The following is an 18,865-nucleotide window of genomic DNA, read 5'->3' on the forward strand; positions in this document are numbered from 1 at the left end:
TGTCAGATGCTGCGACCGCCGTCGACGGGGAGGACGACCCCGGTGACGAATCGTGCGGCGTCGGAGGCGAGGAACACGGTGGCGTCGGCGACGTCCGCCGGCTGCGCCAGGCGGCCCATCGGGATCCCGGCGATGAACGCCTCACGGGCCTCCTCCGGGTGGTCCGGGCCCAGGAACAGCGGCAGCATGCCGGTGTCGGTGGCCACCGGCGCGACCGCGTTCACCCGGATCCCGTCCGAGGCCAGCTCGACCGCGAGGGTGCGGGACAGGTGGTTCGCGGCGGCCTTGCTGGGGGCGTACGCGCTGAATCCGGGGCGGGTGCGCTCGCCCATGACGGAGCCGGTGACGATGATGGAACCGCCACCCGCCGCACGCATGGCGGGAATCACGGAGCGGGCGCACAGCCAGACACCCTTGACGTTGACGGCGAAGATGCGGTCGAAGTCGGCCTCCGAGGTCTCCAGCGCCGTGCGCGGGTAGGAGGCCAGTCCGGCGTTGCAGGAGAGAACGTCGATGCGGCCGTGCTCATGGAGGGCGTGCTCGGCCATCCGGCCGGTCGCCGCGGCATCCGTCACATCCACGGCGACGGCGCTCGCCGTCATCCCGTCCAGGCGCAACATCTCCGCCACCTGGCGGGCCCCGTCGAAGTCGAGGTCGGCGATCACCACGGCGGCACCGGCAAGGGCGAGCCGCTGGGCCGTTTCCCTCCCGATGCCACTGGCACCGCCAGTGACCACAGCAGTCTTTCCGGACAGGGGCAGCTCGGCCATCACATCGCCTCTCCACATCACGCCGACGGGTCCGGCTTCAGCCATCGTAGGCACATGATGCATTATCTGGAAAGTAATGCATTATGTGACTCCAGCGGGGTGTGGAGGTGACGGTCGTGCACATGACAATCCTGACGGGATGCGGGGCCCGGCCGGGCCTTCGCAAGCGGTCAGTCGACGTCGAGATCGAACGGGTCAGGGCCGGAGTGACCGGTCAGATGTTCGGTGATCGCGGCGAACCCCCTGTGAATGTGCCGTTCGGTCGCCACGGCGACCGCGTCACAGTCGCCGGCGTCCAACGCGGAAAGGATTTCGAGATGCTCCTTGTGGGAGGTGGCCGTCCGTTCCTTCGAGGACAACATGAGGTCCCACGGGAACGACTGCCATATGCCGCGGATCTGATCATGAAGTGCCGGCATGCCGCACCGCTCGTAGAAGAAGAAATGGAACTCGCGGTTGAGTTCGCGGACGGCACCCCGGTCGCCGTCGGCCTCCTTGCTCTGGAGGCGGTCGAGCAGCTCACGGGCCGCGGAGAGGTCGCGGCGCGAGACCCTCAAAGCGGCTCGCTTCATGGCGTAGCTCTCGGCGAGTCTGCGCATCACATAGATGCCCTTCACCCGCTCCAGGTCGACACCCGCCACACGGACGCCACGGTGGGGCTCGGCCACGACCACGCCCTCCGCTTCAAGCAGCCGCAGCGCCTCCCGCACCGGAGTGATGCTCGCCCCGAACCGCCTGGCGAGCTCGTCCTGCGGCAACCGCTCCCCCCGCGCCAGCTCACCGTTGAGGATCAGACGGCGAAGCTCGTCGACGATCTGGTCGCGTTTGGTCGCCGATGGAGTCGCCACCGCACCCACTCTCCTGTTCATGGAACCGCACGTCATCGGTAGTGCGGCCGTGGACCAGCGGCCTCCGCCCGGAGGTCGCTGTGCATCTTCCCTCACATCATGCACGGTCACCGACCGTGCCCTACGCGATCAGGAGAACGTCATGGCCTTCGCCGACCACCTGCTCACCGCGCGCACGTTTCTCTTCGTACCGGGCCACCGCCCCGACCGTTTCGACAAGGCGCACGCGTCCGGCGCCGACGTCGTGGTCCTCGACCTGGAGGACGCCGTGGCTCCGCAGCACAAAGACGAGGCACGACGCCACGTGACCGCCTGGCTCCATGCAGGGCATCGGGCCGTCGTGCGCGTCAACGGCACGACTTCGCCCTGGCTCGACGACGACCTCGCCGCGGTCGGCCGTCTAGCGGGTGCCCTGATACTGCCGAAAGCGCAGAGCGCGCTCGACATCGGCCGACTGCCCTCCGGCGTACCGGTACTGCCCCTGGTCGAGACCGCCCTCGGAGTGCTGCACAGCCGCGAGATCTGCTCCACCTCCGCAGTGGTGCGCCCCGTGTTCGGCAGCGTCGACCTCGCCACGGAACTCACCGTAGACCACACGTCCCACCAGGCCCTTCGGCATGCGCGGTCCGCTCTGGTGCTGGCCACCGCTGCGGCACGATGCGGTGCCCCCGTCGACGGAGTGACCACCGCCCTCGACGACGAGCACGCCCTCACCGAAGACACGGCACACGCCCGCTCACTCGGCTTCACCGGAAAGCTCTGCATCCACCCTCGTCAAGTACCTGTCGTCCACAGAGTCCTCGCTCCCACCGAGGACCAGATCCAGTGGGCACGCGCCGTCCTGGCCATCGGTGCGCAGGGATCCGTCGTAGCGCACGCCGGTCAGATGATCGACCGACCCGTCCTGCTCAGGGCACAAGCCCTCCTCCATCGAGCCGAGTTCCTGTGAGCCGAGTTCCTGTGAGCCGAGTTCCTGGGGGCAGGCAGTGAATTCCCATGTCGGGGGATGAGGCATCCGGAGGAAACAGCCTGTGGCAATGCCCCCGGCTTCCCGAACCTCAGAGCCGACGGCTAGCGCCCCGGCCGGTTTTGCGACCGTATCGGATCGAGGAGAATGTGATGGCGCCCACATTGAATGGTGGCATTCTCCACGTGAAGATTCCTTCACTCGTCGGTGCTCGCCGAAGTACACCGTCCCTTTCAGGACGCATCAGATCGAACAATGGAGCGGCCGTGACTCCTGCGCCCTTGCTCTTCCTGCACGGTTACTGGCACGGCTCCTGGTGCTGGAGCGAAGTGGTCGCCAGAGTGACGGCGGCTGGACGCCGCGCAGTGGCCGTGGACATGGCTGGTCATGGGCTGCACGCCCGTCGGCCCGCCTGCCTCTCCCAGCGCCCCTTCGCACCAGACGCGGTCGCCACGGAGCCGTCTCCGGTGGCGGGAGTCGGCCTGGACGAAGCAGCCGAGCTCCTGATCGCGCAGATCAGACAGGTCGGCCGCGGGGCTCCGGTCACCGTGGTCGCGCACAGTATGGGTGGCACCGTGCTGACGCGAGCGGCTCAGCAGGTGCCGGAGCTGGTCGGGCACATGGTGTACCTGACGGCGTTCATGCCGGCCACCGACGTCCCGGCCATCGCGTATATCCAGTCGGCCGCCAATGAGGGAGAACTCATCGGGCCTTCGCTGCGTGGCGACCCCGCCTTGATCGGCGCGCTCCGCTTCGACCTCGCCTCACAGGACGCGGCCTACCGGGAGCAACTGCGCCAAGCGTTCTTCGGCGACGTAGCACCGGCTGTCGCCGACGCCGCCCTCGGCCTGCTGTCACCCGACGCACCGATCGGCATCGCACTGGGTGCCACGACCTTGACTCAAGACGGCTGGGGTTCGATTCCGCGCACCTACATCACGTGCGCGCAGGACATGGCGATACGCCCGGCGGTGCAACGCGGATTCATCACGGAAGCCGACGCGGCTTTCCCCGACACCTCGACGTCCGTGGTGGCGCTGGACGCCTCCCACTCACCGTTCCTGTCAATGCCGGGCCAGGTGGCGGACATCGTCGCGAAAGTGGAATGACCTGCTGATGGCGAAGCAGGGTTCGCCAGCCACTCGCCCGCGACGCCTGCATCATCTCTGATGCCGCCTGCACCATGCGCCCTCCGCCGCAGGGCAGCGAAGAGGAAGTGCTGGAGCTGCTCGCCCCCGCGCCGTCCGAGCGGTTGTGATGGAGTCTGTGCCCGTGTGCGGTCCCGCCTACGAAGCGGCACCGGGTTCGGCGGGACGACAGAGCAGCGACTGACCATAGCGCCCGATCAGCGTCCGGATCCGCGCGAGCGTCCAGCGCTCGTCAGGCCAGCCGTGCGCCACCGCCCCCACGCCAGCGCCGCCCCCAGCTTCACGAACAACCCGTCGCTGAGCTCGGGCAGGGACGCCGGCCCCTTCGAGACCAGCCCCGCCTCACCCCGCTCGGCCCACTCGCGCCGCCAGCGCTGCACCCAGCGCACATGGACCCGCAGCACCTTCGCCGCCTCGGCGTTGTCGCTACCGGCCGCGAACATCTCACCCGCCACCACACGGACATGCTCGCACCCCACGACATCACGCACTACACGTCAGCAGATGCACCCGGACATGGGCGCCTGACGGGCATCTGCCCAGGTCAGGCGCCCTTTCCTGCGCCTAGAAGAAGCCCAGCTTCTTCGGCGAGTACGACACCAGGAGATTCTTCGTCTGCTGGTAGTGGTCCAGCATCATCTTGTGGGTCTCGCGGCCGATGCCCGAACCCTTGTAGCCCCCGAACGCCGCGTGGGCCGGGTACGCGTGGTAACAGTTGGTCCAGACACGGCCCGCCTGGATGGAACGGCCCGCGCGGTAGGCCGTGTTGGTGTCCCGCGTCCAGACCCCCGCCCCCAGACCGTACAAGGTGTCGTTCGCGATCTTGACGGCGTCGTCGAAGTCGTCGAACGGGGTCACGGAGACGACCGGGCCGAAGATCTCCTCCTGGAAGATCCGCATACGGTTGTGACCCTCGAAGATCGTCGGCTGGACGTAGTAACCGCCCTTCAACTCACCGTCGTGCTCGATGCGTTCACCACCGGTCAGGATCTTCGCGCCCTCCTGCCGGCCGATGTCCAGATAGGAGAGGATCTTCTCCAGCTGGTCGTTGGACGCCTGGGCGCCGATCATGGTGTCGGTGTCCAGCGGATGCCCCGTCACGATCTGCTCGGTGCGGGCGACGGCCGCCTCCATGAACTCGGCGTAGTTGCCGCGCTGCACCAGCGCCCGCGACGGACAGGTGCACACCTCGCCCTGGTTGAGCGCGAACATCGTGAAGCCTTCGAGGGCCTTGTCCCGGAAGTCGTCGTTCGCGGACCACACGTCGTCGAAGAAGATGTTCGGCGACTTGCCCCCGAGTTCGAGCGTCACCGGCGTGATGTTCTCCGAGGCGTACTGCATGATCAGCCGCCCCGTGGTCGTCTCGCCCGTGAACGCCACCTTCGCCACCCGGGGACTCGACGCCAGCGGCTTGCCCGCCTCCACCCCGAACCCGTTGACGATGTTCAGCACACCCGGCGGCAGCAGATCCGCCACCACGCTCAGCCAGACATGGATGGACGCCGGGGTCTGCTCGGCCGGCTTCAGCACGACCGCGTTGCCCGCCGCCAACGCGGGAGCCAGCTTCCAGGTCGCCATCAGGATCGGGAAGTTCCACGGGATGATCTGGGCGACCACACCCAGCGGCTCATGGAAGTGGTACGCCACCGTGTCGTCGTCGAGCTCCGCGAGCGAACCCTCCTGCGCGCGGATCGCCCCCGCGAAATACCGGAAGTGGTCGATCGCGAGGGGGATGTCGGCGGCCAGCGTCTCCCGCACCGGCTTGCCGTTCTCCCAGCTCTCCGCGACCGCCAGCAGCTCCAGGTTCGCCTCCATCCGGTCGGCGATCTTCCGCAGCACGTCCGAGCGCTCCGTCACGGACGACCGCCCCCAGCCGGGCGCGGCCGCGTGCGCCGCGTCCAGCGCGCGCTCCACGTCCTCACTCGTACCGCGCGCGATCTCCGTGAACGGCAGCCCGTTCACCGGACTCGGGTTCTCGAAGTACTGCCCGCGCGCCGGCGGCACGTACTCGCCCCCGATGAAATGGTCGTACCGCGCCTCGAAGGAGACGACCGAGCCCTCCGTACCGGGCGCTGCGAAACGGGTCATGAGTACCTGCCTCCCGAGAAGCGCCACCCGCCGTTGGGCGGCTCTCGCAAGGAGGCTAGAAACCACAATGTTGCAACGACGTTGCACCCCCGCCCCGCCCCGCCCCGCCCCGCCCCGCCCCGCCCCGCCCCGCCCCGCCCCGCCCCGCCCTCAAGAACGTCGAACCAGCCCCCACCCCGATGGTGCCGACAGTTCCGACTCCAGCTCGCGCAGCCGGGACCGCACCGCTGGGGTCGGTCGTGCGACCGCCAGCGCCCGCCATACCTCCAGGTCGTCCTCGCCCCAGGGGGCGTGTGCCCAGTCCGCCAGAAGGTCGGGATCGCGGCGGGCTATCAGCGCGGTGCGCAGTCCGTCGGCGAGTCGGTGCCGCAGTCGTACGACGGCCGGAGCCTGCGAACCCGGCAGCAACGGGCCCCCGTACGCAGAGGCGGCCGCCGTCACCGCCCCCGTCTCCAACCTCCGTTCCACGACCGCCACGTCGGACTCGACCGGGACCGTGATCCGGTACGGCCGTGACCCCAGCAGGCCCGGTCCGAGCAGGCGCCGCAGCCGGGCCAGTTCGGCCCGCAGTGTCACCGGCGTCACCGACTCGTCCTCGTACAGCGCACAGAGCAACTCGTCCCCGGACAGTCCCTCCGGGTGCCGCGCCAGCAGTACCAGGATCTCGCTGTGCCGGCGGCTGAGTCTGATCTTCCTTCCGGCGACGACGAGTTGGGCCTCGTCGCGTCCCAGAGCGGCCAGTTCGATCGCGTCGGCCGCCGCTGCGGGCGGGGCCAGCAGAGCGAGCTGGGACTCGGCCGCCCTCGCCACAGCCTGGACGAAGCCCAGGCTGTGCGGATGGGCCAGGCCGTCTCCGCCGGTGATGTCGACCGCGCCGAGCACCCGCCCCGTACGCGGATCGTGCACCGGGGCCGCCGCGCACGTCCACGGCTGAACCCGCCGTATGAAGTGCTCGGCCGCGAACACCTGCACCGGCCGGTCCAGGGCGACCGCGGTACCCGGCGCGTTCGTCCCGACCACGGACTCCGCCCAGCGCGCGCCCGGCACGAAGTTCATCCGGTCCGCCCGCCGTCTGGTCGCGGCATCCCCCTCCACCCACAGGAGCCTGCCCTGGGCGTCGCACACGGCCAGCAGATGCTCGCCGTCCGCCGCGAACGTGCCCAGCAGCTCCCGGATCAACGGCATGACCCGGGCCAGCGGATGCTCCGCGCGGTAGGAACCGAGGTCCCCGTCCGTCAGTTCCACCCGTGCGGTGCCCTCCGGCCCGACGCCCGCTCTCGCCGACCGGCGCCAGGAATCCGCGACCACCGCACGCACCGGCCGCGCCACTGTGCCCTGCTGTGTGAACGCCTCGTGCGCACGGCGCAGTACCCGCACCCGCTCGACGGGATCGGCACCCTGCTCCAGGGCCACCCATGGATCGCTCAACTCGGCCTCCCCGGAGAGCACACACCGCCGGGACCATCGTCACCGCCGAAGGCACGCCCGACAAGCCACGCGCCCCCTCCGCCGGGGCGGACTCCGAGAACCGCTGCGGTTCTGACGCTGTCAGGCGGAGTTGACCAGGCGTATGTAGAGGTCCCAGTCCCAGTGCGGTCCCGGATCGGTGTGGTCGGTGCCCGGTACCTCGTGGTGACCGATGATGTGGGCGCGGTCCTTCGGTATGCCGTACGTGTCGCAGATCGCCGAGGTGAGCCTCGCCGACTGCTCGTACATGGCCCCGGTGAACCATTCGGGCCGGTCGACCCAGCCCTCGTGCTCGATGCCTATGCTGCGGGCGTTGTACGCCCAGTCGCCCGCGTGCCAGGCGATGTCGTGCTCACGGACGCACTGGGTGACCCGCCCGTCCCCGGAGCGGAGCAGATAGTGCGCGGAGACCTGTTTCGCCGGGTTCCAGAAGACGGGCAGGGTGTTCTTGTACGTCGTTTGCGTCACGTGGATGATCACGAGGTCGATCGGTTGGCCGGCCGGTCGGTCGGCGGCGGTGTAGTTGGCCGCGCTCGCCGGTTCCCACAGGGCCGGTGCGCGGTCGACGGGCGGCGGCCGGTTGTCGGCCCGAGGGCTCGGGAGCAGGACGTAGGGGATCGTGGCGAGGGCGGTGCCCCGCAGGAGCCGGCGTCTGCTCGGCAACGGCCTGACTCGCTCCATCGGTCCGCCTCTCAGGGTGTGATTCCGCTCGGACATCGCAGGTGAGGACGCGTCCACGGGCCGGACGGCTGCGCCTCACGTGAATCACGGTACGGCGATCGCGGGCCGGGCCGTCCGGGCGGGGGGAAAACGGTGGACAGACAGCCGATTGTGGACAACTGCGCCACCCGGAAGGGTGATGGGCCCGCTCACGTCCGAGCGCCGACGGTGCCGAACCGCGTCACGGCCGAACCCCGGCCGCCGCCGGATCGTCCAGCACGGCCCGCACCACCGAGTGGGCCGCGCCCAGCAGCGGTCCGTCGGACCCCAGCCGGGACACGGTCACGGCGCATGCCGGACCGGCCGTACGGCGTGCCAACTCCCGCTCCAGCGAGGGCAGCAGCCAGGGAGCGAGCGCGGCCAGGGCACCGCCGAGCACCACGGTCTCGGGGTCCAGGAGGTTGACCGCGCCGGTCAGCGCGATGCCGAGTGCCGTACCGGCGCCGCGCAGGGCCCGGTGCACATCCTTGTCACCGGCCGCGGCCCGTTCCGCGAGGAACTCCACACGGTGCTCCGCCGGTTCGAGGCCGGCCGCACGCAGTACGGCCTCCTCGCCGGCGTACTGCTCCAGGCAGCCGCGTCCGCCGCACGCGCAGGCGGGGCCCTCCGGGCGGACCGGAACATGTCCCAGCTCGCCCGCGAAACCGCGTGTGCCGCGGAGCAGCCGGCCGTCCACGACGACCGCGCCGCCGATGCCGATCTCCGCGGAGACGTGCAGGAAGTCCGGTGGGGTGCCGTCGCCGAGCCAGAGTTCCGCGAGGCCGCCGAAGTTCGCCTCGTTGTCCACGGTCACCGGCAGGCCGCCGGGCAGACCGCCGGGCAACAGGGCGCCCAGGTCCGTGTCGTGCCAGTCGAGGTTGGGGGCGCGGACCACCGTCCGGGCGTCGCTCGCCACCAGCCCGGGCACGGCGACCGCGAGTCCGGCGGGCCACAGGCCCTCGTTCTCCGCCTCGGCGACGACCTGCCGGACGAGGCGCGTGAGGTCGTCGACGACCGGCTCGGGCGACCGGCCGCGGTTGGTGCCCTGGCGCACCGCCCGGGCCCGCACCTCGCCGCGCAGGTCCACGGCGCAGACCGCCAGGTGGTCGACCCCGATCTCCGCGCCGATCCCGGCGGGGCCACGCCCACTGAGCGCGAGTGCCGAGCCGGGCCGCCCGACCCGGCCGGGGCGCTCCGGGCCCAGTTCCTCCAGGAGTCCCGAGCGGATCAGCTCGTCCACGAGGGTGGACACGGCGGCCCGGGTCAGACCGATGCGGGAGGCGACCGCGGCGCGGGACAGCGGTCCCTCGGCGTTGACCGCGTGCAGCACCCGGGCGAGGTTGCGGCGGCGCATGCCCTGCTGGTTGTCGGGCAGGCGGCGCCCGGAGCCGCCCGCGTGGGTGTCGTGCAGTGGTGCGGTCATGCCTCCCCCGGCTCCCGTCGGTGTGTCCTGGTGGGTGTTCTGCAGATCATGACGGAATCGTATTTTCCCACGTCGGACACGCCCGCTGTGCTCAGCGGCCGCCCGTCCCGCGCTCCAGCAGCGGCGCCGCGTCGGACAGTACCCCGGAGATCCTGGCCAGCGTCTCCTCGTCCCGTTCCACGGCCTCCAGCACCGGCCCCCTCGCCGTGTCCCAGCGGCGGGCGACCGCGGCCGGGTCCTCGCCGGTGAGCAGTCCGGCCGCCTGCGCGGCGGCGCCCAGGGCGACCAGTTCCCTCGCCTCGGGGACCTGTACGGCGCGCCCCGACAGACGACGCACGGTCTGCTGCCAGGCCGTTCCCCGCGCGCCGCCGCCGATGAGCAGCAACGGCACGGAGGTGTCCGCGTCGGCGTCGAGGACCAGGTCGAGGGCGCCGAGCAGCGAGTGGACGGCCCCGTCGTAGGCGGCCTGCAGCAGCTGGCCGCCGGTGGTGTCGTGCCGCAGTCCGTGCAGCAGTCCCGCGGCGTGCGGCAGGGCCGGGGTGCGTTCGCCGTCCAGGTAGGGCAGGAGAGTGGCGGTCGTGCCGGGCTCCACGGCCTCGCGGTCCAGGTGCAGCAGGGCGGCGATCCGGTCGACGGCCTGGGTGCAGTTCAGGGTGCAGGCCAGGGGCAGCCAGTCCCCGTGCGCGTCGGCGAAGCCCGCCACCGTGCCGGTCGGGTCCGCGGGGCGGTGCCGGGAGACGGCGTACACCGTGCCGGAGGTGCCGAGGCTCAGCACCGGGGTGCCGGGGCGCAGCCCGAGCCCCAGCGCGGCGGCCGCGTTGTCGCCCGTGCCGGCCGCGACCAGCGTGCCCTTGGCGAACGGCAGATCGTGTGTGTCCCGCACGGTCCCGGCGACCTCGCCCGGCCGGACCACACGGGGGAGCAGCGCAGGGTCCAGACCGACACGGTCCAGGACCTCCGGGTCGTACGCCTCGGTCGCCGACGCCCACCATCCGGTGCCGGAGGCGTCGCCGCGGTCGGTCGTGCCCTGGCCGGTGAGGCGCTCGGTGAGGTAGTCGTGCGGCAGGCGCACGGCGGCGGTCGCGCGGACCGCCTCGGGCTCGTTCTCGGCCAGCCAGGCCCACTTCGTGACGGTGAAGGACGGTCCCGGAACGCTTCCGGCGCGCTCCGCCCAGGCCTTCGCGCCGCCCAGTTCCTCCACCAGGCGGGCGGCCTGCGGCGCCGAGCGCACGTCGTTCCACAGCAGCGCGGGACGGACCGGCTCGCCCCGGGCGTCGAGGGTGACGAGGCCGTGCTGCTGGCCGCCGACCGACACCGCCGCAGCCTCCCGCGCCGCGTCCCCGCACTGGTGCAGCGCCTCGTGCAGGGCGTCCCACCACTGCCGGGGATCGCTCTCCCGGCCCGCGCCGGAGGACACGGTGTGCGGTGCCTGTCCGCTCGCCACCACGCGTCCCGTCGACGCGTCGACGACCAGGGCCTTGGTGGACTGTGTGGACGAGTCCACACCGACGACGAGCGGACCCTCGGCTGCTGACATCGGGCTCTCCCTCTCACACGGCTCGTGATGGGCCGCTGACGCGGCCGGCGCCTCTGCCGGGCGACATCTTGCCTTCCCGGAGACACGTCCGCATACTAATTTGTAAATCGCCATGACGAAATAGTCGGAGCGCAAGGAGCCGCGGCATGAACTACCAGCCCACCCCCGATGACAGGTTCACCTTCGGCCTGTGGACCGTCGGCTGGCAGGGAAGGGACCCGTTCGGCGACGCCACCCGGCGCGCCCTCGACCCGGTCGAGTCGGTGCAGCGCCTGGCCGACCTCGGCGCCTACGGAGTGACCTTCCACGACGACGACCTGATCCCCTTCGGGTCCTCCGACGGCGAGCGCGAGGAGCACGTCAAGCGCTTCCGCGCGGCCCTGGACGCCACCGGTATGACCGTGCCGATGGCGACCACCAACCTCTTCACCCACCCCGTCTTCAAGGACGGCGCGTTCACCGCCAACGACCGCGACGTCCGCCGCTACGCGCTGCGCAAGACCATCCGCAACATCGACCTGGCGGTCGAGCTGGGTGCCAAGATCTACGTCGCCTGGGGCGGCCGCGAGGGCGCCGAGTCCGGCGCCGCCAAGGACGTGCGGGACGCGCTCGACCGCATGAAGGAAGCCTTCGACCTCCTCGGCGAGTACGTGACCTCCCAGGGCTACGACCTGAAGTTCGCGATCGAGCCCAAGCCCAACGAGCCGCGCGGCGACATCCTGCTCCCCACGGTCGGCCACGCCCTCGCCTTCATCGAGCGCCTGGAGCGCCCGGAGCTGTACGGCGTGAACCCCGAGGTCGGCCACGAGCAGATGGCCGGCCTGAACTTCCCGCACGGCATCGCCCAGGCGCTCTGGGCGGGCAAGCTCTTCCACATCGACCTCAACGGCCAGTCCGGCATCAAGTACGACCAGGACCTCCGCTTCGGCGCGGGCGACCTGCGCTCCGCCTTCTGGCTGGTCGACCTGCTGGAGTCCGCCGGGTACGCGGGCCCCAAGCACTTCGACTTCAAGCCGCCGCGTACCGAGGACTTCGACGGTGTCTGGGCGTCGGCCGCGGGCTGCATGCGCAACTACCTGATCCTCAAGGAGCGTGCGGCCGCCTTCCGTGCGGACCCGGCGGTCCAGGAGGCCCTGCGCGCCGCGCGCCTGGACCAGCTGGCCCAGGCCACGGCCGCCGACGGTCTGCAGGCCCTGCTCGCCGACCGCACGGCCTTCGAGGAGTTCGACGCCGAGGCCGCCGCCGCGCGCGGCATGGCCTTCGAGCAGCTCGACCAGCTGGCCATGGACCACCTGCTGGGTGCCAGGGGCTGAGCACGCGCGCGGGAGGCCCTGTCCGCCGCCGCGTGACAGCGGCCTGCCGCCGCTCCGGCCGGCCTTCGCGGCGGTGGCCTTTCGCGCCCGGTTCGGTCGCTTCCCGCACGGAATTCTCCGGAACCATGCGCTTCATGGCATGCGTCGGCAGCAACTTCCCCGCATGGGTCGCGACTTGGCCGCCCGACGGCGACCCTGGTCGCTATGGGCATGCCGCCGACACCGCCGCAGCCGCCGGAGAACACCACACCCCCCGACCACGGCGCCGGGCCCCCTTCGGGGGGCTTCGGACCACCGCCGGGCCATCCGGCCGGGGGACACACACCACCGCCCGGGGCCTTCGGGCCCCCTGCACAGGGCGGTGCCCTGCCTCCCTGGGGGCAGGGTGAAGGCTGCCAGCCCCCGAGTCAGGGCGGGGGCTGGCAGCCACCCGGTCCGCCCGGCGGACCTCCTCCTCTTCACCGACGCACCGTCACCGTCGTCGTGGCGGCAGTGATCATCGCCCTGGGCGCGGTCGTCGCCGTGGTTCTCGCGATCTCCGGTGGCGAGGGACCACCGGACGACCGGGAGCAGGGCGGAACCGTCGGCCGTACGGGCCGTTCGCCCACCCCGACTCCGTCGCTGAGCCTCCCCTCGCAACTGCCCAGCGACCTCCCGACGCTTCCCTCCGGCTTCCCGAGCGACCTGCCCAGCGGGTTCCCGAGCGAGCTTCCCGGCGACCTCGGCTCGCTCCTTCCCGACCAGGTCGGCGACATCGGGTGAGCGGGAACCGCCGGGCCACGAGCCGGACGTCGCCGTGCTCGCAGGGACGTCGCCGTGCTCGCAGCCGTGGCCCCTTCGGGCTCCGGGACCGGCCAGGGCGCCCGCCCGCCGACAGCTGGGTACGCGCGCGTGGAGGACGACCTAGCAGCTCGACCGCCCTGGCCCGCTCGACTGCCCGGCATCCTCAGCCGTCGGTCCCGGCTCCGACCGAGGTCCGTACGGCTGCCAACGCCGTCGCCGGATCGTGCGACGCCGGTCCCGCGGGCACCCACCGCCCCCGCTCCTTGCCGTAGGGCCACCAGCGGCCGTCCCGGCTCAGCCGTAGCTGGGCCGAGCCGCCGATCACGGTCCAGCGGTTGTGCGCGGACCGCAACGCGGGCCGCTCGTCCTCGTCCCAGGCCGCCGCCAGAGCGGCACGCGCGCGTGCGAGCGATTCCGCCGGTACGGGCCACTCCTCCTCCAGGACGGCGAGTCCGGCGGCGCCGCCGGACCGCCAGGCACGTACCGCGACGTCCAGCCCGTCCCGGCCCCGCCCGAATTCTGCGCCGAGTCGCGCGGTGACGCCCGGTCCCGGATCGCCAGAGGCCAGCCGTACCACGTCCTGACGGACGGTCGACTCGTCCTCCGGAGGCTGCCGATCGTGACCGGGCCGGAGGGCCTCGGCCAGCATCCTGTGGGCCTGACGGGCCGTCTGCGCCGCCAGAAACTCCAGCGCGGCCGGATCCACTCCGGGGGCGGGCGGGACCTCGGTGTCCAGGGAGGCCGGCAGGCCCGGCCCGACCGGCAGCACCGGCGGCTCCGGCAACGGCGGAAGGATCCCGCCCGCCGCGAACGCCTCGGCGGCGTCCACCCCGTCCCGGCTACCTCCCCGAAGGCGTTCCGCGGCCACCTGCCCGCCCGACGTCTGCCCGTCCGCCGTCTGCCCGTCCGCCACCGGGCCGGTGCCGCGCACCTGCAGCTCGTCCAGGAGCGCGCGCTCGGCGCGCCCCCGCATCAGCAGCAGGACGAACGGGTCCCGGTCCAGCAGCCGGGCCACCTGGTAGCAAAGGGCCGCGGTGTGACCGCAGTGGTCCCAGGCTCCGCAGGCGCACTCCGCCTCCAGATCACCGAGGCCGGGCAGCAGTTCGACCCCGGCGGTCGCGGCGTCCTCCACCAGGTGCGGTGGCATCTCACGGTCGAGCAGGGCCGCGACGTGCCCGGCCCGCTCCACCGCCATGCCCGCGAAGCGGTTCCACTGATCACCGGTCAGCTCCTGCAGCAGCACATCGGCGCGGTGAGCGGTGCCGTCGAGATCCTGGACGACGGCGGTGACCCGCCCGGGGCGCACCGACACCGCGCCCACCGCGCCCGCGCGCGCCAGCCTGCGCCCCGACTTCAGCTGCTGTCCGTCCAGAGCGGCGTCCTCAAGTGCCTTCAGCCAGGCCCGTCCCCACCACGTCCGCGCCAGAGCCCGTCCGGGCGCGGGGGCGGGCAGGGTGAACGTGCGCTCGTCGTCGTGTCCCTGGAGTCGTGTCATCGTGCGTCCCCCCGCAGTTCCACCAGGTCGGCCAGTTCGGCGTCGGACAGCTCGGTGAGCGCGGTGTCGCCGCCGCCCAGCACCGCGTCGGCCAGCTTCCGCTTGCTGAGCAGCATGTCCGCGATGCGGTCCTCGACCGTCCCCTCCGCGATCAGCCGGTGCACCTGCACCGGTCGGGTCTGCCCGATGCGGTACGCCCGGTCGGTGGCCTGCGCCTCTACGGCCGGGTTCCACCAGCGGTCGTAGTGCACGACATGTTCGGCGCGGGTCAGGTTCAGCCCCGTGCCCGCGGCCTTCAACGACAGCAGGAAGACCGGTACTTCGCCGGCCTGGAACCGTTCGACCATCGACTCGCGCTCGGTCACCGGCGTCCCGCCGTGCAGGAACAACGTGGGTACGCCGCGTGCCGCCAGATGACGTTCCAGAAGTCGCGCCATGCGCACGTACTGCGTGAAGACCAGGACGCCGGCCCCCTCGGAGAGGATGGTGTCCAGCAGTTCGTCCAGCAGTTCCGTCTTCCCGGATCTGCCCGCGACGCGCGGTCGCTCCTCCTTGAGGTACTGGGCGGGGTGGTTGCAGATCTGCTTCAGCCCGGTCAGCAGCTTCATGATCAGTCCGCGCCGTTCCATGCCGTCGGCGTGGGCGATCTCCGCCATGGTCTCGCGGACCAACGCCTCGTAGAGCCCCGCCTGTTCCCTGGTGAGGGACACCGCCAGGTCCGTCTCGGTCTTCGGCGGGAGTTCCGGCGCGATGCCCGGGTCCGACTTGCGGCGGCGCAGCAGGAACGGCCGAACGAGACGGGTGAGCCGCTCGGCGGCGACGGGGTCCCGGCCGCCCTCCACGGCATCCGCGTAGCGGGAGCGGAAGGCGCCGAGCGTGCCGAGGAGGCCCGGAGTGGTCCAGTCGAGGATCGCCCACAGTTCGGACAGGTTGTTCTCCACCGGAGTGCCGGTGAGCGCCACGCGCGCGCGTGCCCCGATCGTGCGCAGTGCCTTCGCCGTGGCCGATCCGGGGTTCTTCACGTGCTGGGCCTCGTCCGCCACGACCACGCCCCAGGGCACGCCGGCGAGGTGCGGCGCGTCGAGCCGCATCGTGCCGTACGTGGTGAGGACGAACTCCCCGTCGCCGAGACCGTCCAGGCGGCGCGCGGGCCCGTGGAAGCGGCGCACCGGCACACCGGGCGCGAACTTCTCGATCTCGCGCTGCCAGTTGCCCATCAACGAGGCCGGACAGACCACGAGGGTGGGTCCCGCGGACGCGGCGTCCGTCTGCCGGTGCAGATGCAGGGCGATCAGGGTGATGGTCTTGCCGAGGCCCATGTCGTCGGCGAGACAGCCGCCGAGGCCCAGAGAGGTCGTCCGGGCCAGCCAGTCGAGACCGCGCAGCTGGTAGTCCCGCAGGGTGGCCGCCAGAGCGGACGGCTGCCCGACCGGCTCGTGCCCCTCGGGATCCGACAGCTGTTCCCTGAGCGTCGCCAGCCACCCCGTGGGCCGTACCTCGACCGTGCGGCCGTCGACCTCCGTGGAGCCCGTGAGCGCCGCGCCGAGGGCGTCGAGGGGCGACACCTTGCGGTCCCGCTGGGCACGCGCGCGGCGGATCTCCTCCGGGTCCACCAGCACCCACCGGTCGCGCAGCCGCACCATGGGCCGGTTCGCCTCCGCGAGCCGGTCCAGCTCCTGCCGGGTGAGCCGCTGGTCGCCGAGGGCGAACGACCAGTCGAAGGCGAGGAGCGCGTCGGAGGACAGATACGCCGGTGCGGCCGACGCGGAGCGCGCGGAGTCCCGCTCCTCGTCCGGTGGGCCGATGACCGCCCGTGCGGTCAGGCCGCGCTCCACCTGCTTCGGCCAGTGCACATCGACGCCGGCCGCCGCCAGCAGGCGGGCGCCCTCGCCGAGCAGCTCGACGACCTCCTCGTCGGCGAGTTCCACGGCGTCCGGCACGGCTGCCGCCAGTAGCGGCGCGAGCGGTGCCCAGGCGCGGGCCGCACGGCGCAGCGCCAGCAGGGCGTCCATCCGCGCACGCGGCCCGAAGGACCCGGCGGCGGCCCACACGGCGGCGGCGTCGGCGAGGAGCGCCGGATCGTCCACGCTGTGCACCTGCGGGACGACGCGGAACGCGGGTGCCTCGTCGCCCGGATCGGCGGCCCCGGCCGAGGTGAGGCCGGAGACCTCGACGCGCAGCGAGACGCGGACGCCCGCGTCGTGTCCGGCGGCGACATCCGCGGCCCAGGCACGCTGCTCGGGGATGTGCCGGGGCTCCTGTGCGGCGAAGGCGGGGCCGCCCGCCGCGATGGCGGCCGCGGGGGAGCGGGGGAGCGTGTCCACGACGGCGTCGAGGAAGGCGCGCAGCAGCCGCTCCGGATCGGGCAGTCGCCACGGCTCGCCGTCGCCGACGGGTACCGCGTGTGCCTCGGGCGGCATGGCGGCGGCCAGTTCCCTCACCCGGTCCAGATCCTCCGCTCGCAGGGGGCCCGCCCGCCAGGCGTCATGGCCGCCTCGGGTGACACCGGGCAACAGCAGTCCGCGCGCGGCGAACTGGAGCGCCAGCAGGCAGGCCGCGCCCCAGAACGCCGTCGCCCGGTCGGCGTCCGCCGCGGCACGCGCGCGGGTCAGCAGTGGGAGTGCGGCGCGCACCGGCAGCGACACGGCGGGCACCGTGACCTGTTCGACGCGGTCGTCGCCGGGCAGCACGACGGTCAGCTCGTCGGCGGAGCCGTGCGGCAGCGGGGGCGGCGTCGAGCCGTCCGTCCGCCAGAAGACCACCCGGCCGGTGCGGGCGGGGTCCGCCGCCACGAAGACGGCGTGACAGCGGGCCGGGACCGAGATCGCGGAGGGAGTTGCCATGAGGTTCGTCGGCACAGGGATTCGGGACTCCTCAAATTTGACTACCGCAGCCAGAATTGCCGAGAGTGCATCGCCTCAAACGTCGGTCCGCCTCGTGGGGGAGTGACGTGGGTCACTTTTCCCGGGCGGTGTCGGGGGCATCTCAGGGTTGTACGGGGGTTCGACTCAGGGGCGCGTCAGGGTCGTGGTCCGGAACCGCGGGGACTCCGCTCCCGTTTTCAGGACAGAGAGCGGCAGTGGCCGCGAAGGAGGCGACGCAGATGTCGAAGAGCACGAAGATCGTCGCGGGGGGTGCGGCAATCGGGATCGTCCTGCTGATCCTTCTGCCCTTCCCCTTCTGGGCCAATCTCCTGATAGTCCTGGGGATTCCCACGGCCGCGTACCTGGCGCTGGACCCCTCGCAGCGGCGCAGGCTGCGTCGGGTCGGCCGCAAGGAACTCGGCCGGTGAGTCGCCGCCGGCCCGGTGCGCGAGGGCGTACGGGCCGGCGGAACTCCGGGGATCAGTTGGGGCGTACGGCGATCTTGTCGAGGGATTCCAGGAGGCCGGGCAGTTCCGGCCCCCGGCCCACCGGCAGGACCTCGCCGGGCTCCTCGTCCAGCAGGACGAAGGCGATGTCGTCGGTCCTGGCCACCATCGACCAGCCGGGACCGTCGGCCCGGAGCGTGCGGGCGTCGCCCGGCGCGAAGGAGGAGCGGACACGCCCGAGGGGCGGCGGCGAATCCACGTACGCGCGTGCCTCGGCGAGGACGCGGCGGATGCCCGTGCGAGGGACGGCCTGGTCCGTGTCGGCGTCGGTCGCCGCCCCTGCCGGCCCCCCGCCGTCCGGCGCCGCCGGGTCCGTGCCGTCCTGCCCGGCGAACGCGGCGTCGTCGATCTGCTCCCGCCAGGTGGACCACTGCAGAGCGATCTCGTCGGCTCCGAGACGCCGCTGGGCGGGACCCCATGTGCCGGTGTCCGGAGGGCTCAGCGGCGGCAGATCCGACACCTCCGGGTCGGGGTCGTGCGGGGCGGGCACGCCCGGGGCCGCCACCGCCACCGCCAGGGGCCAACCCGGCAGCGCGGCCACGACCGAATGCTCGTCCGGTGACAGGTCGTACTCCATGCCGCAGTCCCACGAGGCGATGGCCACGGCGACCAGCGAGACGTCGTCCACCGCCACCGTCCACCGGGCGCCGTCGCCGTCCTGGCCCAGGACGATCCCGTACCCGTCGGCGAGCGGCGCCAGGCCGAGGGCCGCGCAGGCCTCCGGATAGTCGTCGCCCAGCACGCTGGGGAAGTTCGCGGGCGTGAGCAGTACCGCCGTCAGCACATACAGTGCGTCGTCGTCCCCGGCGGTGACGGCCTCGTCGTCCGTCCCGGCCATGCCGGCCTCCCATTGCTCTCGCTCGTCCGTCGGCGCACCCTAATGCGCGCGGCGGGCCCTTGTCACGAGCAGGAACCCGGTACGCGGGCGCAGGTGTCCGGGTGGGCGCGGCGGAATCG

General features: G+C 72.1%; 16 protein-coding genes. 5 read left to right on the forward strand and 11 right to left on the reverse strand.

Going from position 1 to position 18,865, the window contains the following annotated elements:
• Positions 1-2: 2 nt before the first annotated feature.
• Both PYR72_RS40865 and PYR72_RS40870 read right to left on the reverse strand, forming a co-directional pair.
• On the reverse strand, positions 3-815 hold the full coding sequence (locus tag PYR72_RS40865) for an SDR family oxidoreductase (RefSeq protein WP_275459957.1): 813 nt from the start codon (positions 813-815) through the stop codon (positions 3-5).
• Between the two features lie 125 nt (positions 816-940).
• Positions 941-1,729, reverse strand: a complete 789-nt coding sequence (locus tag PYR72_RS40870) for a GntR family transcriptional regulator (protein ID WP_275459958.1) — start codon at positions 1,727-1,729, stop codon at positions 941-943.
• A gap of 31 nt (positions 1,730-1,760) precedes the next feature.
• Here PYR72_RS40870 and PYR72_RS40875 point away from each other — a divergent pair, with 31 nt between their 5' ends.
• Entirely contained in the window at positions 1,761-2,567 is an 807-nt protein-coding gene (locus PYR72_RS40875; protein ID WP_275459959.1) for a CoA ester lyase, read from the forward strand.
• 170 nt (positions 2,568-2,737) lie between these two features.
• Positions 2,738-3,694: an alpha/beta fold hydrolase gene (locus PYR72_RS40880; RefSeq protein WP_275459960.1), complete on the forward strand. Its 957-nt coding sequence runs from the start codon at positions 2,738-2,740 to the stop codon at positions 3,692-3,694.
• Positions 3,695-3,930: 236 nt separating this feature from the next.
• On the opposite strand, the gene PYR72_RS40885 is transcribed toward PYR72_RS40880, so the two are convergent.
• The 6 genes from PYR72_RS40885 to xylB all read right to left on the reverse strand — a co-directional run bounded on the left by PYR72_RS40885 (position 3,931) and on the right by xylB (position 10,947).
• Positions 3,931-4,212: a helix-turn-helix domain-containing protein gene (locus PYR72_RS40885; protein WP_275459961.1), complete on the reverse strand. Its 282-nt coding sequence runs from the start codon at positions 4,210-4,212 to the stop codon at positions 3,931-3,933.
• 85 nt (positions 4,213-4,297) lie between these two features.
• Complete coding sequence (locus PYR72_RS40890; RefSeq protein ID WP_275459962.1) at positions 4,298-5,821, reverse strand: aldehyde dehydrogenase family protein; 1,524 nt, start codon at positions 5,819-5,821, stop codon at positions 4,298-4,300.
• 150 nt (positions 5,822-5,971) lie between these two features.
• Positions 5,972-7,249 (reverse strand): GAF domain-containing protein, encoded by a 1,278-nt coding sequence (locus tag PYR72_RS40895; RefSeq protein WP_275459963.1) that lies wholly within the window; start codon positions 7,247-7,249, stop codon positions 5,972-5,974.
• A gap of 120 nt (positions 7,250-7,369) precedes the next feature.
• The gene (locus PYR72_RS40900) at positions 7,370-7,969 is read right to left on the reverse strand and encodes an N-acetylmuramoyl-L-alanine amidase (RefSeq protein ID WP_275459964.1); all 600 of its coding nucleotides are present in this window, start codon (positions 7,967-7,969) and stop codon (positions 7,370-7,372) included.
• A gap of 220 nt (positions 7,970-8,189) precedes the next feature.
• The gene (locus PYR72_RS40905) at positions 8,190-9,410 is read right to left on the reverse strand and encodes an ROK family transcriptional regulator (protein WP_275459965.1); all 1,221 of its coding nucleotides are present in this window, start codon (positions 9,408-9,410) and stop codon (positions 8,190-8,192) included.
• A 91-nt stretch (positions 9,411-9,501) separates the two neighbouring features.
• Positions 9,502-10,947 carry a xylulokinase gene (gene xylB, locus PYR72_RS40910; RefSeq protein ID WP_275459966.1) on the reverse strand — a complete coding sequence of 482 codons (1,446 nt, stop codon included), beginning with the start codon at positions 10,945-10,947 and terminating at the stop codon, positions 9,502-9,504.
• 146 nt (positions 10,948-11,093) lie between these two features.
• Between xylB and xylA the strand changes: the two genes are divergently transcribed.
• Positions 11,094-12,260 (forward strand): xylose isomerase, encoded by a 1,167-nt coding sequence (gene xylA / locus PYR72_RS40915; protein WP_275459967.1) that lies wholly within the window; start codon positions 11,094-11,096, stop codon positions 12,258-12,260.
• Between the two features lie 483 nt (positions 12,261-12,743).
• Positions 12,744-13,022, forward strand: a complete 279-nt coding sequence (locus tag PYR72_RS40920) for a hypothetical protein (RefSeq protein ID WP_275459968.1) — start codon at positions 12,744-12,746, stop codon at positions 13,020-13,022.
• Positions 13,023-13,206: 184 nt separating this feature from the next.
• On the opposite strand, the gene PYR72_RS40925 is transcribed toward PYR72_RS40920, so the two are convergent.
• Positions 13,207-14,538, reverse strand: coding sequence for an SWF or SNF family helicase (locus PYR72_RS40925; protein ID WP_275459969.1), 1,332 nt, complete (start codon positions 14,536-14,538; stop codon positions 13,207-13,209).
• Entirely contained in the window at positions 14,535-17,381 is a 2,847-nt protein-coding gene (locus PYR72_RS40930; protein ID WP_275460650.1) for a DEAD/DEAH box helicase, read from the reverse strand. The genes PYR72_RS40925 and PYR72_RS40930 overlap by 4 nt, the downstream gene beginning before the upstream one ends.
• Positions 17,382-17,641: 260 nt before the next feature.
• Here PYR72_RS40930 and PYR72_RS40935 point away from each other — a divergent pair, with 260 nt between their 5' ends.
• Complete coding sequence (locus tag PYR72_RS40935) at positions 17,642-17,830, forward strand: hypothetical protein (RefSeq protein WP_037705135.1); 189 nt, start codon at positions 17,642-17,644, stop codon at positions 17,828-17,830.
• A gap of 52 nt (positions 17,831-17,882) precedes the next feature.
• On the opposite strand, the gene PYR72_RS40940 is transcribed toward PYR72_RS40935, so the two are convergent.
• Positions 17,883-18,746: a hypothetical protein gene (locus PYR72_RS40940; RefSeq protein ID WP_275459970.1), complete on the reverse strand. Its 864-nt coding sequence runs from the start codon at positions 18,744-18,746 to the stop codon at positions 17,883-17,885.
• Positions 18,747-18,865: the final 119 nt, after the last annotated feature.

Origin of the sequence: Streptomyces sp. VNUA24 (assembly GCF_029167005.1) — a bacterium.
In the GTDB taxonomy this organism is placed as follows: Bacteria; Actinomycetota; Actinomycetes; order Streptomycetales; family Streptomycetaceae; genus Streptomyces; species Streptomyces scabiei.